This is a genomic window from Citrobacter sp. wls714, from assembly GCF_005281025.1.
Classification (GTDB): domain Bacteria; phylum Pseudomonadota; class Gammaproteobacteria; order Enterobacterales; family Enterobacteriaceae; genus Citrobacter; species Citrobacter werkmanii.
This window is the reverse complement of the sequence record NZ_SZWZ01000090.1, coordinates 32,213-47,679: the sequence shown is the minus strand read 5'-3', so window position 1 is coordinate 47,679 and position 15,467 is coordinate 32,213. Positions and strand designations below refer to the sequence as shown.

Below are 15,467 nucleotides of genomic sequence, written 5' to 3'. Positions count from 1 at the left end.
TCCCGCTTTGCGGCATTTTCTTTATCAAGCAAACATAAAAAGCATTACGCAACAGGTTAACGGAGAAGGTTATGTGTTCTATTTTTGGCGTATTCGATATTAAAACTGACGCAGTTGAACTGCGTAAAAAAGCCCTGGAATTGTCTCGTCTGATGCGCCATCGCGGCCCGGATTGGTCAGGTATTTACGCCAGTGATAACGCCATTCTGGCGCACGAACGTCTGTCCATCGTCGACGTCAATGCCGGCGCTCAGCCGCTGTATAACGTGAAAAAAACGCATATCCTGGCTGTTAACGGTGAAATTTATAACCATCAGGCGCTGCGAGCGGAATATGGCGATCGCTATCAGTTCCAGACGGGTTCAGACTGCGAAGTTATCCTCGCGCTGTATCAGGAAAAAGGCCCAGAGTTCCTGGATGACCTGCAAGGCATGTTTGCTTTTGCCCTGTACGACAGCGAACAGGACGCTTACCTGATTGGTCGCGATCATATCGGGATCATCCCACTGTATATGGGTTACGACGAACACGGTAACTTCTACGTCGCGTCTGAAATGAAAGCCCTGGTTCCGGTATGCCGCACGATCAAAGAATTCCCGGCCGGTAGCTATTTGTGGAGTAAGGACGGCGAAATTCGTCAGTACTATCAGCGCGACTGGTTTGAATACGATGCGGTCAAAGACAACGTGACCGATAAAAACGAGCTGCGTCAGGCGCTGGAAGATGCAGTGAAAAGCCACCTGATGTCAGATGTTCCTTATGGTGTGCTGCTGTCCGGTGGTCTGGATTCATCCGTCATTTCCGCGATTACGAAAAAATACGCGGCGCGCCGTGTTGAAGATCAGGAACGTAGCGAAGCCTGGTGGCCACAGTTACACTCCTTCGCCGTCGGACTGGAAGGCGCACCGGATCTGAAAGCCGCGCAAGAGGTAGCGAACCATCTGGGGACCGTGCACCATGAGATCCACTTCACCGTGCAGGAAGGTCTGGATGCTATCCGTGACGTGATTTATCACATCGAAACTTACGATGTCACAACGATCCGCGCATCGACGCCAATGTACTTAATGTCGCGTAAAATTAAAGCGATGGGCATTAAAATGGTGCTGTCGGGTGAAGGCTCTGACGAAGTATTCGGCGGCTATCTCTATTTCCACAAAGCGCCAGACGCGAAAGAGCTGCATGAAGAAACCGTGCGTAAGCTGCAGGCGCTGCATATGTTCGACTGCGCCCGCGCCAACAAAGCGATGTCTGCCTGGGGTGTGGAAGCTCGCGTGCCCTTCCTGGATAAGAAATTCCTTGATGTGGCGATGCGCATCAACCCGCAGGATAAAATGTGCGGCAACGGCAAAATGGAAAAACATGTGCTGCGCGAATGTTTTGAATCTTACCTGCCTGCCAGCGTCGCATGGCGTCAGAAAGAGCAGTTCTCTGATGGTGTCGGTTACAGCTGGATTGATACCTTGAAAGAGGTGGCTGCTGAGCAAGTTTCTGACCAGCAACTGGAAACCGCCAGCTTCCGTTTCCCTTACAACACGCCATCATCTAAAGAAGCGTATTTGTACCGTGAGATTTTTGAAGAATTGTTCCCGGTTGCCAGCGCGGCGGAATGTGTGCCTGGCGGGCCATCAGTAGCCTGTTCTTCTGCCAAAGCGATTGAATGGGATGAAGCGTTTAAAACCATGAACGATCCCTCTGGCCGTGCAGTTGGCGTACATCAGTCCGCTTATAAATAAGTTAATCCTTAGAAAAGGGCCCTGCGGGGCTCTTTTTTTATGTCTGTTTTCTGTGCAAAAAAACAATTAATAACTAATAATTGCCGAATATTGCGCCATGCTGTTCGCAACCTAACCAAACAGTCACATTCCAGCTATTTTCAATGAAAAAGGGGTTGACGCTTCAAGGCTCAATACGCATAATGCGCCCCGCAACGCCGATAAGGTTACGCGAAAAAAAGATGGCTACGTAGCTCAGCTGGTTAGAGCACATCACTCATAATGATGGGGTCACAGGTTCGAATCCCGTCGTAGCCACCATCTTTTTTGCGGGAGTGGCGAAATTGGTAGACGCACCAGATTTAGGTTCTGGCGCCGCAAGGTGTGCGAGTTCAAGTCTCGCCTCCCGCACCATTCACCCGTAAGCGTTGCACGGATGGGGTATCGCCAAGCGGTAAGGCACCGGTTTTTGATACCGGCATTCCCTGGTTCGAATCCAGGTACCCCAGCCATTTTTTTCTTCGATATAGCGGTTCACCGCAACGGTCATTGGGGTATCGCCAAGCGGTAAGGCACCGGTTTTTGATACCGGCATTCCCTGGTTCGAATCCAGGTACCCCAGCCATCGAAGAATAAGTAATATATGGCTACGTAGCTCAGCTGGTTAGAGCACATCACTCATAATGATGGGGTCACAGGTTCGAATCCCGTCGTAGCCACCATATTAAGAACGTATCGACTCGTTCGGTAACGCCAAAATATTGTTGGGGTATCGCCAAGCGGTAAGGCACCGGTTTTTGATACCGGCATTCCCTGGTTCGAATCCAGGTACCCCAGCCATTTTTTTCTTCGATATAGCGGTTCACCGCAACGGTCATTGGGGTATCGCCAAGCGGTAAGGCACCGGTTTTTGATACCGGCATTCCCTGGTTCGAATCCAGGTACCCCAGCCATCGAAGAATAAGTAATATATGGCTACGTAGCTCAGCTGGTTAGAGCACATCACTCATAATGATGGGGTCACAGGTTCGAATCCCGTCGTAGCCACCATATTAAGAACGTATCGACTCGTTCGGTAACGCCAAAATATTGTTGGGGTATCGCCAAGCGGTAAGGCACCGGATTCTGATTCCGGCATTCCGAGGTTCGAATCCTCGTACCCCAGCCAATTTCAAAAGTCGTCCACATTGTGGATGCGCCCGTTGGGGTATCGCCAAGCGGTAAGGCTCTGGTTTCTGATACCAGCATTCCGAGGTTCGAATCCTCGTACCCCAGCCATATTAAAAAAGCTCGCTTCTGCGAGCTTTTTGCTTTTCTGCATTTATCGCCTGATGGCGCTCCGCTTATCAGGCCTACGTATTTTCCCCGTAGGCCTGCCTGAATTACAATCCTAACGCATACTTCAACGCCTGACGCTTCAGTACGCCTGCGCGCTCTGCGGCCATTAATCCGAGATTACGCATGATACGCAGTGGCTGTAGATTGTTGCTGAATCCGGCGTAGAACAGATCCATCCCGCTCTGCATAATGAAATTATCAGTCATACGACGGTTCTGATAGCGCTTCAGCACCGGCTGGCTGGCCCAGGATTCACCGTAGCTGCGCGCATTAACCAGCACGTCAATCAGCGCATCCACATCACGGAACCCGAGATTTACGCCCTGCCCTGCCAGCGGATGAATGGTATGCGCGGCATCCCCCACCAACGCCAGCCCTGGCTGGACATATTGCAGCGCGTGACGACGCGTAAGCGGGAATGCCCCCGCCGCCACAGGCGTAACGTTGCCGAGTCGTGACGGGAAGTGTTTGGCGATCTCCGCCTGCAGTTGCGACAAATTCAGACCTTGCAACTGGCGGATACGCGCTGGTGAGTCATACCACACCAGCGAGGCCCAGTTATCAAACAGCGGCAAAAACGCGCGTGGACCGTCAGGCGTGAATTGTTGCCAGGTGCTATCGCCGGGCGCGTTATCGCATTGTACGGTGATCAACATGCAGGACTGCGCGTACTGCCAGGCATGAATACCAATCCCGGCCATTTTCCGCACCTGAGAATTTGCGCCATCCGCGCCGATCACCAGCTTCGCGCTGATTTTCTCACCACCAGTCAGTTCAAGCTCATGCCGATCGTTATGTTGATGCAGAGAGATCAATGACGCCGGTACGCGCAGCGTGACTTTCGGGTGAGCTTCCAGCGCCTGCCAGAGTGCCTGTTGCAGAACCGTGTTTTCCACCATATAACCCAGTAAAGGTAACTTAAGCTCAGCGGCATCAAACATTACATGGGCATTTTCCCATTCCCACGTTTCCAGACGACGGTAAGGATGACTGCGCATACCCTGAACCGTATCCCAGACCCCCAGTCCTTTCAGCAACGACACCGAGGCAGAGCTAATGGCGGAGATTCTGACATCGGGCTGTCCATCAGCCACAAACGGCGCGGGAACGGCGTGTTCAATGACCGTTACCGTAAATCCATGCTGCGCCAGTCCAAGCGCCAGCGCGCCGCCGACCATCCCCCCGCCGACAATGGCAATTTCCGTTGGTTGATTTGTCATGTGGTCAATCATCCTGTTACATGTATTGTGTAAGTTTACAGGATTTTTTACCCCTTGAGGCTGACATCCGTCATACTGGTCACAACCGCGCCAAAGCAGTACACTATGCGCCCTGCATTTCAGCCACAATTTCGCAAGAGCAAGTCGATGACCAAAAAACTCCATATTAAAACCTGGGGCTGTCAGATGAACGAATACGATTCATCGAAGATGGCCGATCTGCTGGATGCCACTCATGGGTATCAACTGACCGACGTGGCGGAAGAAGCGGATGTGCTGCTGCTGAATACCTGCTCAATCCGTGAGAAGGCTCAGGAAAAAGTTTTCCATCAGTTGGGCCGCTGGAAGCTGTTAAAAGAGAAAAACCCCAATCTGATCATCGGTGTCGGTGGCTGTGTCGCGTCACAAGAAGGCGATCATATTCGCCAGCGCGCCCACTACGTCGATATTATTTTTGGGCCGCAGACTCTGCATCGCCTGCCGGAAATGATCAACAAAGTACGTGGAAGCACTAGCCGTAGCCCGGTAGTTGATATCAGTTTCCCGGAGATCGAAAAGTTTGACCGCCTGCCGGAACCGCGTGCTGAAGGTCCAAGCGCGTTTGTGTCCATCATGGAAGGCTGTAATAAATATTGTACCTACTGCGTGGTGCCCTACACTCGCGGTGAGGAAGTCAGCCGCCCGGCGGATGACATCCTGTTCGAAATCGCTCAGCTTGCGGCGCAAGGCGTGCGTGAAGTGAACCTGCTGGGGCAAAACGTCAACGCCTGGCGCGGTGAGAACTATGACGGCACAACAGGATCCTTTGCTGACCTGCTGCGTCTGGTGGCGGCGATCGACGGCATTGACCGCATCCGCTTCACCACCAGCCATCCGATCGAATTCACCGATGATATCGTTGAAGTTTATCGCGACACGCCGGAGCTGGTGAGCTTCCTGCATCTGCCGGTACAGAGCGGTTCAGATCGCGTACTGAATCTGATGGGGCGCACCCATACCGCGCTGGAATACAAAGCGATTATCCGCAAACTGCGCGCAGCGCGTCCGGACATTCAGATTAGCTCGGATTTCATCGTTGGCTTCCCAGGCGAAACCACACAGGATTTCGAGCAGACCATGAAGCTGATTGCAGACGTGAATTTTGACATGAGCTACAGCTTTATCTTCTCTGCGCGTCCTGGCACCCCGGCCGCCGATATGGTTGACGACGTACCGGAAGAAGAGAAAAAACAGCGTCTGTATATCCTGCAGGAGCGTATCAACCAGCAGGCCATGGCCTGGAGCCGTCGTATGGTCGGCACAATCCAGCGCATTTTGGTTGAAGGTACGTCGCGCAAAAGCATTATGGAGCTGTCAGGCCGTACCGAAAACAACCGTGTCGTGAACTTTGAAGGCACACCGGAAATGGTCGGTAAGTTTGTGGATGTTGAAATTACCGATGTCTGGACAAACTCCCTGCGCGGTAAAGTGGTTCGCACCGAGGACGAAATGGGTCTGCGCATCGCAGAATCCCCTGAGTCGGTCATTGCGCGTACCCGCAAAGAAAACGATCTGGGTGTAGGTATTTACCAGCCTTAATCTTCTGGCCCGTCAGCTCTGGCGGGCCTTGTATTTCCTCCCGCAATCCCCATATTTATTGCAATGCTTGCGCCTTTTCCCTATGGCGTGAATAATTTCCTTAGATGCCGGTAAATGTTCAGCGTCCGGCGAGACATGCTAAAGAGGAACAGTTTGAACATAGACACTCGCGAAATCACCCTTGAACCCGCAGACAACGCCCGCCTGTTGAGCCTTTGCGGTCCATTTGATGACAACATCAAACAGTTGGAACGTCGTCTCGGCATCGAAATTAACCGTCGGGATAACCACTTTAAGCTGACCGGTCGCCCAATTTGCGTCACCGCTGCGGCTGATATTTTACGCAGCCTGTATGTCGATACCGCCCCAATGCGCGGTCAGACCCAGGACATTGAACCTGAGCAAATTCATCTGGCGATTAAAGAAGCGCGAGTGCTTGAGCAAAGCGCGGACAGCGTGCCGGAATTTGGCAAAGCGGTGAATATCAAAACCAAACGCGGAGTGATTAAACCGCGTACGCCAAACCAGGCGCAGTACATCGCCAACATCCTCGATCACGACATCACCTTCGGCGTTGGCCCTGCGGGTACGGGTAAAACGTATCTTGCGGTTGCCGCCGCGGTCGATGCACTTGAGCGCCAGGAGGTCCGTCGAATTCTGCTGACCCGTCCGGCAGTGGAAGCGGGTGAAAAACTGGGCTTCCTGCCGGGAGATCTCAGCCAGAAAGTCGATCCGTATTTACGTCCGCTGTATGACGCGCTATTCGAAATGCTCGGTTTTGAGAAGGTCGAAAAACTGATCGAGCGTAACGTCATTGAGGTGGCGCCGTTGGCCTATATGCGCGGTCGTACCTTGAACGATGCGTTCATCATTCTTGATGAAAGCCAGAACACCACCATCGAACAGATGAAAATGTTCCTGACCCGTATCGGCTTTAACTCCAAAGCGGTCATCACCGGCGATATCACTCAGATTGATCTGCCGCGTAGCACCAAGTCAGGTCTGCGTCATGCCATTGAGGTGCTGGCCGAAGTTGACGAGATTAGTTTTAATTTCTTCCATAGCGAAGACGTGGTTCGCCACCCGGTGGTTGCCCGTATCGTCACGGCGTATGAAGCCTGGGAAGAAGCAGAACAGAAACGTAAAGCCGAGCTGGCAGCGGAACGCAAGCGCGAAGCTCAGGAGCAGGAGCAAAAATGAGTCAGGTTATTCTCGATTTACAGCTGGCATGTGAAGACGAAACCGGTTTACCCACAGAAAGTCAGTTTCAGGGCTGGCTGGATGCGGTAATCCCGCAGTTTCAGGAAGAGTCTGAAGTGACGATTCGCCTGGTCGATGACGCGGAAAGCCACGAGCTGAACCTGACCTATCGCGGAAAAGATAAATCAACCAACGTGCTCTCTTTCCCGTTTGAAGCTCCGCCGGGCATTGAGATGCCGCTGCTGGGCGATCTGATCATCTGCCGTCAGGTGGTTGAGAAAGAAGCTCAGGAGCAAGGTAAGCCGCTTGAAGCCCACTGGGCGCACATGGTGGTGCACGGTAGCCTGCATTTACTCGGCTACGACCATATCGAAGATGATGAAGCGGAAGAAATGGAATCCCTCGAAACAGAGATTATGCTTGCTCTGGGCTATGAGGATCCGTACATTGCCGAGAAGGAATAAGCCGTCGGGCATCTGCCCGGGCTTCCCATGAAGCCATGCGCTGAGTTTACGCGCATTGAGCGACCTATTAACTAACATGAGAACCCATACGACGCCATGAGCGACGACAATTCACACAGTAGTGACACCTTAACCAGCAAAAAGGGATTTTTTTCCCTGTTACTGAGCCAACTTTTCCACGGTGAACCGAAAAACCGCGACGAACTGTTGGAGCTGATCCGTGATTCCGGGCAAAACGACCTTATCGATGAAGATACGCGCGATATGCTCGAAGGGGTGATGGACATTGCGGACCAACGCGTGCGCGACATCATGATCCCTCGCTCGCAAATGATTACCCTGAAACGCAACCAAACCCTGGATGAATGCCTCGATGTCATTATCGAGTCAGCCCACTCGCGTTTCCCGGTAATCAGCGAAGACAAAGATCACATTGAAGGGATTCTGATGGCCAAAGATCTGCTGCCGTTTATGCGCAGCGATGCCGAAGCTTTCAGCATGGAGAAAGTGTTACGCCAGGCGGTTGTCGTCCCTGAAAGCAAGCGGGTTGACCGCATGCTGAAAGAGTTCCGCTCCCAGCGTTATCATATGGCTATCGTCATCGACGAATTCGGTGGTGTCTCTGGTCTGGTGACCATTGAGGACATCCTTGAACTGATCGTTGGTGAAATCGAAGATGAGTACGACGAAGAAGATGATATCGACTTCCGTCAGCTCAGTCGCCACACCTGGACCATTCGTGCGCTGGCGCCAATTGAGGACTTCAACGAAGCCTTTGGCACCCACTTTAGCGACGAAGAAGTCGATACCATTGGCGGTCTGGTCATGCAGGCCTTTGGTCATCTGCCCGCTCGTGGGGAGACTATCGACATTGATGGTTACCAGTTCAAAGTGGCAATGGCCGACAGCCGTCGTATTATTCAGGTTCATGTCAGAATTCCGGACGACTCACCCCAGCCCAAACTGGACGAATAAACCCGAAACTGGATCTTAGACTACATGGCATTTGCCTCACTAATTGAACGCCAGCGCATTCGCCTGCTGCTGGCGTTATTATTCGGTGCCTGCGGGACGCTGGCTTTCTCTCCGTATGACATCTGGCCTGCGGCGATCGTATCGCTGATGGGCCTGCAGGCTCTCACCCTCAACCGCCGTCCACTTCAGTCCGCCGCTATCGGCTACTTCTGGGGCCTGGGGTTGTTTGGTTCCGGCATTAACTGGGTCTACGTCAGCATCGCGCAGTTTGGCGGTATGCCAGGTCCGGTTAACGTTTTCCTTGTGGTACTGCTTGCCGCCTACCTTTCACTCTATACCGGTCTGTTTGCTGGCGTGTTGTCACGCCTGTGGCCGAAAACAACCTGGCTACGCGTCGCCATTGCCGCGCCGGTTGTCTGGCAGATAACCGAGTTCCTGCGGGGCTGGGTGCTGACCGGCTTTCCGTGGCTGCAGTTCGGCTACAGCCAGATTGACGGCCCGCTAAAAGGGCTGGCGCCGGTGATGGGCGTTGAAGCGATTAACTTCCTGCTGATGATGGTCAGCGGCCTGCTGGCGCTGGCTATCGTACAGCGTAACTGGAAACCGCTGGTTGCAGGCGTGGTGCTTTTCGCTCTGCCCTTCCCGCTGCGCTACATCCAGTGGTATACGCTTGAGCCGGAAAAAACGACTCAGGTTTCGATGGTACAAGGTGACATTCCACAGTCACTCAAATGGGATGAAGGTCAGCTACTTAATACGCTGAAAATTTATCTCGACGCCACCCAGCCTGAAATGGGCAAATCACAGCTGATCATCTGGCCGGAGTCCGCTATCCCGGACCTGGAAATTAACCAGCAGCGTTTTTTGAGCATGATGGATGACCTGCTGAAATCGAAAAACAGCACGTTGATTACCGGTATCGTAGACGCGCGGCTGAATAAGCAGAACCGTTACGACACCTACAACACCATTATCACGTTGGGTAAAGACAGTCCGTACAACTACGACTCCAGCAACCGCTACAACAAAAACCATCTGGTACCGTTTGGCGAGTTTGTTCCGCTGGAATCGATCCTGCGCCCGTTAGCGCCGTTCTTTGACCTGCCTATGTCGTCGTTCAGCCGCGGACCGTATGTGCAGCCACAGCTGCATGCGCATGGCTTTAAGCTGACCGCAGCTATCTGCTACGAAATCATTCTTGGCGAACAGGTTCGTGATAACTTCCGCCCGGATACGGACTATCTGCTCACCATCTCTAACGATGCGTGGTTTGGTAAGTCTATCGGCCCGTGGCAGCACTTCCAGATGGCGCGTATGCGTTCCCTGGAACTGGCGCGCCCGCTGCTGCGTAGCACCAACAACGGTATTACGGCGGTGATTGGTCCACAGGGTGAGATTCAGGCGATGATCCCGCAGTTTACCCGCCAGGTTCTGACCACCAGCGTGACGCCAACCACGGGCTTAACCCCGTATGCCCGGACCGGTAACTGGCCGCTATGGCTGCTTACCGCGCTGTTTGGCTTTGGCGCGCTGGTAATGAGCCTGCGCCAGCGTCGTAAATAACCTTCCTTCCCCAGGCCGGATAACGATTTGTTTATCCGGCCGAAAAACTTCCTACCCTGCCCATTATGGCACGCCTATTGCTTTGTTATACAAGGCAAACGCCGTTTTGGCTGAATGTGCAACCTGGTCGCACCAAAGTTGAGCTTTGGTAGCACCTGAAAAGTGCAACAAGATATTTTTGCCCCCAAATGGTGCGGCGCACTTCGCAAAAATAAACAATAACACAGCAAATTCTTTACATTCATCCAAACTAAATGTTAACAAACATATACAAGACTGCACGTTTAAGTAGCAAACAATAACAACATCACAATGGGTATCAATGCGTCCCTGGCGCAGACGATAAAGGAGTTGGATATGCAATTACGTAAGCTCGCCACTGCCATGCTGGTCATGGGAATGTCCGCCGGTCTGGCGCACGCAGAAGACGCAGCACCAGCGGCAGGCAGCACGCTGGACAAGATCGCCAAAAATGGCGTTATCGTTGTCGGCCACCGTGAATCATCGGTACCGTTTTCTTACTACGATAATCAGCAAAAAGTGGTCGGTTATTCACAGGATTACTCCAACGCCATCGTTGAAGCCGTGAAGAAAAAACTCAACAAGCCTGACCTACAGGTAAAACTGATCCCGATCACCTCACAGAACCGTATCCCGCTGCTGCAAAACGGTACCTTCGACTTTGAATGTGGCTCCACCACCAATAACGTCGAGCGTCAAAAACAAGCGGCATTCTCTGACACTATTTTCGTTGTTGGCACCCGTCTGCTGGCGAAAAAAGGCGGTGATGTTAAAGATTTCGCTGACCTGAAAGGCAAGGCCGTGGTCGTGACTTCGGGTACCACCTCGGAAGTGCTGCTGCACAAGCTGAACGAAGAACAAAAAATGGATATGCGCATCATCAGCGCGAAGGACCATGGTGACTCTTTCCGTACTCTGGAAAGCGGCCGCGCCGTTGCCTTTATGATGGATGACGCCCTGCTGGCTGGCGAACGCGCGAAGGCGAAGAAACCAGACAACTGGGAGATCGTCGGCAAGCCACAGTCTCAGGAAGCCTACGGCTGCATGCTGCGCAAAGATGACCCTGAGTTCAAAAAGCTGATGGACGACACTATCGCCAAGGCGCAGACCTCAGGCGAAGCGGAAAAATGGTTTGATAAGTGGTTTAAAAACCCAATTCCACCGAAGAACCTGAACATGAATTTCGAACTGTCAGACGAGATGAAAGCCCTGTTCAAAGAACCGAATGATAAAGCGCTTAACTAACTAAAATAAATGGGAGGCTTCCCCTCCCTCTCGATTGTTACCCGGCACGGACAGACTATAAGCCTGATGGTCGTTCCCCATCAGGCCTGAAAACCGCAAAACGCCGAATAACAATCTTCGAGGGTAGCGCTGCTACCCTTTTTTTTCTGGAGTAGATTTATGTCTATAGACTGGAACTGGGGCATTTTTTTACAACAAGCCCCGTTCGGCAACACCACCTATCTCGGCTGGCTCTGGAGTGGTTTCCAGGTCACGGTCGCGTTATCCATTACGGCCTGGATTATCGCTTTCCTCATCGGTTCTTTATTCGGCATTTTACGCACAGTCCCCAACCGCTTCCTCGCCGGGATCGGCACCCTGTACGTTGAGCTGTTTCGTAACGTTCCGCTCATTGTCCAATTTTTCACCTGGTATCTGGTCATTCCTGAACTGTTACCGGAAAACATAGGTATGTGGTTTAAGTCGGAACTGGATCCCAATATTCAGTTCTTCCTTTCATCCATGCTTTGTCTGGGGCTGTTTACCGCCGCGCGCGTCTGCGAGCAGGTTCGCGCTGCTATTCAGTCTCTGCCTCGTGGGCAGAAAAACGCAGCTCTGGCAATGGGGCTGACGTTGCCTCAGGCTTATCGTTATGTTCTGCTGCCAAACGCTTACCGCGTGATTGTTCCGCCAATGACCTCAGAGATGATGAACCTGGTGAAGAACTCCGCGATCGCCTCCACCATCGGCCTGGTCGATATGGCTGCTCAGGCAGGTAAGCTGCTGGATTACTCCGCCCACGCTTGGGAATCGTTTACGGCTATTACCCTGGCCTACGTGCTGATTAACGCAGTCATCATGCTGGTGATGAATCTCGTCGAACGCAAGATCCGCCTGCCGGGCAATATGGGAGGCAAATAATGTACGAATTTGACTGGAGTTCTATTGTCCCTTCCCTGCCGTACCTGCTGGACGGGCTGATCATCACGCTGAAAATCACTGTCACGGCGGTCGTCATTGGTATCGTATGGGGAACTATCCTGGCCGTCATGCGTCTGTCCAGCTTCGCGCCGATAGCCTGGTTTGCGAAAGGCTACGTCAACGTATTCCGTTCTATTCCACTGGTGATGGTACTGCTGTGGTTCTACCTGATTGTGCCTGGCTTTCTGCAAAACGTATTGGGTCTGTCGCCAAAAACCGATATTCGCCTGATCTCGGCGATGGTCGCGTTTTCGATGTTTGAAGCCGCGTACTACTCAGAGATTATCCGGGCTGGGATCCAGAGTATTTCTCGTGGGCAGTCCAGCGCCGCGCTGGCGCTGGGGATGACCCACTGGCAGTCGATGAAGCTCATTATTCTGCCGCAGGCCTTCCGCGCGATGGTGCCGCTGCTGCTTACCCAGGGTATCGTACTCTTCCAGGATACCTCGCTGGTCTATGTATTAAGTCTGGCAGACTTCTTCCGTACCGCCTCCACCATTGGCGAGCGTGACGGCACGCAGGTTGAAATGATCCTGTTTGCTGGCGCCGTTTATTTTGTATTCAGTCTGAGCGCATCGTTGTTGGTCAGCTATTTGAAGAAAAGGACAGTTTAATGATTACCCTGAAAAATGTTTCTAAATGGTATGGTCACTTTCAGGTGCTGACCGACTGCTCTACGGAAGTGAAAAAAGGTGAAGTGGTCGTGGTCTGCGGCCCTTCAGGTTCAGGTAAATCCACGCTTATCAAAACGGTAAACGGTCTGGAGCCGGTACAACAGGGCATCATCACGGTTGATGGTACCGTGGTGAACGACAAAAAAACCGATCTGGCCAAACTGCGTTCCCGTGTGGGCATGGTGTTCCAGCACTTTGAACTATTTCCACATCTGTCGATCATTGAAAACCTGACTCTGGCCCAGGTCAAAGTGCTGAAACGCGATAAAGCGCCTGCCCGCGCAAAAGCGCAGAAGCTGCTGGAGCGTGTCGGTCTGGCGGCCCATGCCGAGAAGTTTCCGGCTCAGCTCTCCGGGGGACAGCAACAGCGTGTCGCCATCGCCCGGGCACTGTGCATGGATCCTATCGCCATGCTGTTTGACGAACCGACATCTGCGCTTGATCCTGAAATGATCAACGAAGTACTGGACGTCATGGTTGAACTGGCCAATGAAGGAATGACCATGATGGTGGTGACCCACGAAATGGGCTTTGCGCGGAAAGTGGCGAACCGGGTGATCTTCATGGATGAAGGGAAAATTGTTGAAGACTCACCGAAAGAAGAGTTCTTCGCCAATCCGAAATCGGACCGCGCCAAAGACTTCCTCGCGAAAATCCTGCACTAATCTTGCTGGCGCGCACCGCTATGTGCGCGCCACCTCACGCTTTATCTCTTCACTTCTCGAAACAGGTACAGCCCAGCGTTACCCTTGTCACAAAGTCCCACTTACAAGGAGCAACAATGGCACTTCCTATTCTGTTTGATTGCGATCCAGGTCATGACGACGCTATCGCAATTGTTCTCGCCCTCGCCTCACCTGAACTGAATGTGAAAGCAATCACCTCTTCTGCCGGCAACCAGACGCCCGACAAAACGCTGCGTAACGTATTACGCATGTTAACGTTACTCAACCGTACGGATATCCCCGTAGCCGGCGGAGCCGTAAAACCGCTGATGCGCGATCTGATTATTGCCGATAACGTCCACGGTGAGAGTGGGCTGGATGGCCCGGCATTGCCGGAACCCGCTTTCGCTCCTCTGGACTGTACCGCCGTGGAACTGATGGCAAAAACCCTGCGGGACAGCCCGGAACCGGTGACCATTGTCTCCACCGGGCCGCAAACTAACGTCGCATTGCTTTTGAACAGCCACCCGGAATTGCACGCCAAAATCGCCCGTATCGTGATTATGGGTGGTGCGATGGGCCTCGGGAACTGGACGCCCGCGGCGGAATTCAATATCTATGTTGATCCTGAAGCCGCTGAGATCGTATTCCAGTCAGGTATCCCAGTGGTAATGGCCGGGCTGGACGTCACGCATAAAGCGCAAATACATCGTGAAGATACCGAGCGATTCCGCGCTATCGGCAACCCTGTTTCGACGATCGTGGCAGAACTACTCGACTTTTTCTTTGAATATCATAAAGACGAAAAATGGGGATTCATCGGCGCGCCGTTGCACGCCCCATGTACCATTGCCTGGCTGCTGAAACCTGAACTTTTTACCACCGTCGAGCGCTGGGTCGGCGTGGAAACCCAGGGCAAATACACCCAGGGGATGACTGTGGTGGATTATTACTTCCTGAGCGGCAATAAGCCAAACGCCACCGTGATGGTGGACGTGGATCGCCAGGGATTTGTCGATCTGCTGGCAGAACGTTTAAGATATTACGCGTAAAAATGTAGGCCGGATAAGGCGCTTGCGCCACCATCCGGCATATTGCCTGATGGCGATGCTGACACATCTTATCAGGCCTACAAATGACGTTTGGCACGTCTAATCATTAAGGCTCAAACGGCCTGCGCTGGAACTGATCGTGCCCGCATTTCGGGCACAGCGGCAGCACATCCGGGGTGTATACCGCTAAATGGAAGTGGCACTTCTCGCAGACCAGATTGCCCAGGCCGACCACCTCGCCGCTGTGATAAACCCCATGATGGCTGAGATCCTGAAAGACTTCGCGCCATTCGAGCTGCGTTTTATCGGTAATATCAGCCAGTTCTTGCCAGATACTCTCTTTGATAACCCGCATAAAGACGCTGTCAGTCTCCTCATCGAGACTCTCTTCATAACTCAACGCAAACTCTTCCAGGTCACGTCTGACGGCCCGGGTGACCTCTTCCACCTCGGTTCGCGTTAACTCCCCGGTCTGCATAACTCGCTGACGCGCCTGCTCCACCAGCGCATCAATATCGCGTTCGCCGTTACGCAGGCGTTCGCTCAGTGAAGCCACCAGTTCGCGGTAATATTGAGCAACCTTGTTCATCACTTCACCTCCTGGGTCGTTAACTGTCTATAATAATAGACGTTATTTACGCTACGCTTTGCAAGACTGTCCACAGAGTGTGTAAATTCGTGCAAGAATTATCCTTGCGGGAATTCAACGCTGAATGCGCGAAAGGCTGTTTTGGCGCGGGCGTTTGGGCTATGCTATGCGGATCTGAAACACCACATCTAGAGCTACGTTTGTAGCT

The 15,467-nt window shown here is 52.7% G+C and carries 13 protein-coding genes and 10 tRNA genes; 21 read left to right on the top strand and 2 right to left on the bottom strand.

Going from position 1 to position 15,467, the window contains the following annotated elements; genetic code table 11:
- Positions 1 to 71: 71 nt before the first annotated feature.
- From asnB to FDX11_RS18340, 11 genes are all read left to right on the top strand, one after another.
- Positions 72 to 1,736, top strand: coding sequence for an asparagine synthase B (asnB, locus tag FDX11_RS18390; RefSeq protein ID WP_003835552.1), 1,665 nt, complete (start codon positions 72 to 74; stop codon positions 1,734 to 1,736).
- A 223-nt stretch (positions 1,737 to 1,959) separates the two neighbouring features.
- A tRNA-Met gene (locus FDX11_RS18385) sits at positions 1,960 to 2,036 on the top strand.
- A gap of 8 nt (positions 2,037 to 2,044) precedes the next feature.
- Positions 2,045 to 2,129: transfer RNA gene (locus FDX11_RS18380), tRNA-Leu, on the top strand.
- Between the two features lie 23 nt (positions 2,130 to 2,152).
- A tRNA-Gln gene (locus tag FDX11_RS18375) sits at positions 2,153 to 2,227 on the top strand.
- Positions 2,228 to 2,265: 38 nt separating this feature from the next.
- Positions 2,266 to 2,340, top strand: a tRNA-Gln gene (locus FDX11_RS18370).
- 20 nt (positions 2,341 to 2,360) lie between these two features.
- A tRNA-Met gene (locus FDX11_RS18365) sits at positions 2,361 to 2,437 on the top strand.
- Positions 2,438 to 2,480: 43 nt separating this feature from the next.
- Positions 2,481 to 2,555 (top strand) — tRNA-Gln (locus tag FDX11_RS18360).
- Between the two features lie 38 nt (positions 2,556 to 2,593).
- Positions 2,594 to 2,668 (top strand) — tRNA-Gln (locus FDX11_RS18355).
- A gap of 20 nt (positions 2,669 to 2,688) precedes the next feature.
- Positions 2,689 to 2,765, top strand: a tRNA-Met gene (locus tag FDX11_RS18350).
- Between the two features lie 43 nt (positions 2,766 to 2,808).
- Positions 2,809 to 2,883, top strand: a tRNA-Gln gene (locus FDX11_RS18345).
- A 35-nt stretch (positions 2,884 to 2,918) separates the two neighbouring features.
- A tRNA-Gln gene (locus tag FDX11_RS18340) sits at positions 2,919 to 2,993 on the top strand.
- Between the two features lie 104 nt (positions 2,994 to 3,097).
- Here FDX11_RS18340 and ubiF read toward each other — a convergent pair.
- A complete protein-coding gene (gene ubiF, locus FDX11_RS18335) occupies positions 3,098 to 4,273 on the bottom strand; it encodes a 3-demethoxyubiquinol 3-hydroxylase (RefSeq protein WP_137398338.1) in 1,176 nt (391 codons plus the stop codon).
- 147 nt (positions 4,274 to 4,420) lie between these two features.
- Here ubiF and miaB point away from each other — a divergent pair, with 147 nt between their 5' ends.
- From miaB to rihA, 10 genes are all read left to right on the top strand, one after another.
- A complete protein-coding gene (gene miaB / locus FDX11_RS18330; protein ID WP_042309792.1) occupies positions 4,421 to 5,851 on the top strand; it encodes a tRNA (N6-isopentenyl adenosine(37)-C2)-methylthiotransferase MiaB in 1,431 nt (476 codons plus the stop codon).
- A 153-nt stretch (positions 5,852 to 6,004) separates the two neighbouring features.
- A complete protein-coding gene (locus FDX11_RS18325) occupies positions 6,005 to 7,051 on the top strand; it encodes a PhoH family protein (protein WP_042309794.1) in 1,047 nt (348 codons plus the stop codon).
- Positions 7,048 to 7,515, top strand: a complete 468-nt coding sequence (gene ybeY, locus FDX11_RS18320) for an rRNA maturation RNase YbeY (protein WP_042309797.1) — start codon at positions 7,048 to 7,050, stop codon at positions 7,513 to 7,515. The genes FDX11_RS18325 and ybeY overlap by 4 nt, the downstream gene beginning before the upstream one ends.
- Positions 7,516 to 7,611: 96 nt before the next feature.
- Positions 7,612 to 8,490 carry a CNNM family magnesium/cobalt transport protein CorC gene (gene corC / locus FDX11_RS18315; RefSeq protein ID WP_038638785.1) on the top strand — a complete coding sequence of 293 codons (879 nt, stop codon included), beginning with the start codon at positions 7,612 to 7,614 and terminating at the stop codon, positions 8,488 to 8,490.
- A 24-nt stretch (positions 8,491 to 8,514) separates the two neighbouring features.
- Positions 8,515 to 10,053: an apolipoprotein N-acyltransferase gene (gene lnt / locus FDX11_RS18310; protein ID WP_061381657.1), complete on the top strand. Its 1,539-nt coding sequence runs from the start codon at positions 8,515 to 8,517 to the stop codon at positions 10,051 to 10,053.
- A gap of 357 nt (positions 10,054 to 10,410) precedes the next feature.
- Entirely contained in the window at positions 10,411 to 11,319 is a 909-nt protein-coding gene (gene gltI, locus FDX11_RS18305; RefSeq protein ID WP_003022762.1) for a glutamate/aspartate ABC transporter substrate-binding protein GltI, read from the top strand.
- Between the two features lie 159 nt (positions 11,320 to 11,478).
- Positions 11,479 to 12,219, top strand: a complete 741-nt coding sequence (gene gltJ / locus FDX11_RS18300; RefSeq protein ID WP_038638776.1) for a glutamate/aspartate ABC transporter permease GltJ — start codon at positions 11,479 to 11,481, stop codon at positions 12,217 to 12,219.
- Positions 12,219 to 12,893, top strand: coding sequence for a glutamate/aspartate ABC transporter permease GltK (gene gltK, locus FDX11_RS18295; RefSeq protein ID WP_003022757.1), 675 nt, complete (start codon positions 12,219 to 12,221; stop codon positions 12,891 to 12,893). The genes gltJ and gltK overlap by 1 nt, the downstream gene beginning before the upstream one ends.
- Positions 12,893 to 13,618 carry a glutamate/aspartate ABC transporter ATP-binding protein GltL gene (gene gltL / locus FDX11_RS18290; RefSeq protein WP_042309800.1) on the top strand — a complete coding sequence of 242 codons (726 nt, stop codon included), beginning with the start codon at positions 12,893 to 12,895 and terminating at the stop codon, positions 13,616 to 13,618. The genes gltK and gltL overlap by 1 nt, the downstream gene beginning before the upstream one ends.
- Before the next feature lie 116 nt (positions 13,619 to 13,734).
- Complete coding sequence (rihA, locus tag FDX11_RS18285) at positions 13,735 to 14,670, top strand: pyrimidine-specific ribonucleoside hydrolase RihA (protein WP_137398337.1); 936 nt, start codon at positions 13,735 to 13,737, stop codon at positions 14,668 to 14,670.
- A gap of 106 nt (positions 14,671 to 14,776) precedes the next feature.
- On the opposite strand, the gene FDX11_RS18280 is transcribed toward rihA, so the two are convergent.
- Positions 14,777 to 15,259 carry a zinc ribbon-containing protein gene (locus tag FDX11_RS18280; RefSeq protein WP_006685521.1) on the bottom strand — a complete coding sequence of 161 codons (483 nt, stop codon included), beginning with the start codon at positions 15,257 to 15,259 and terminating at the stop codon, positions 14,777 to 14,779.
- Positions 15,260 to 15,467 lie beyond the last annotated feature (208 nt).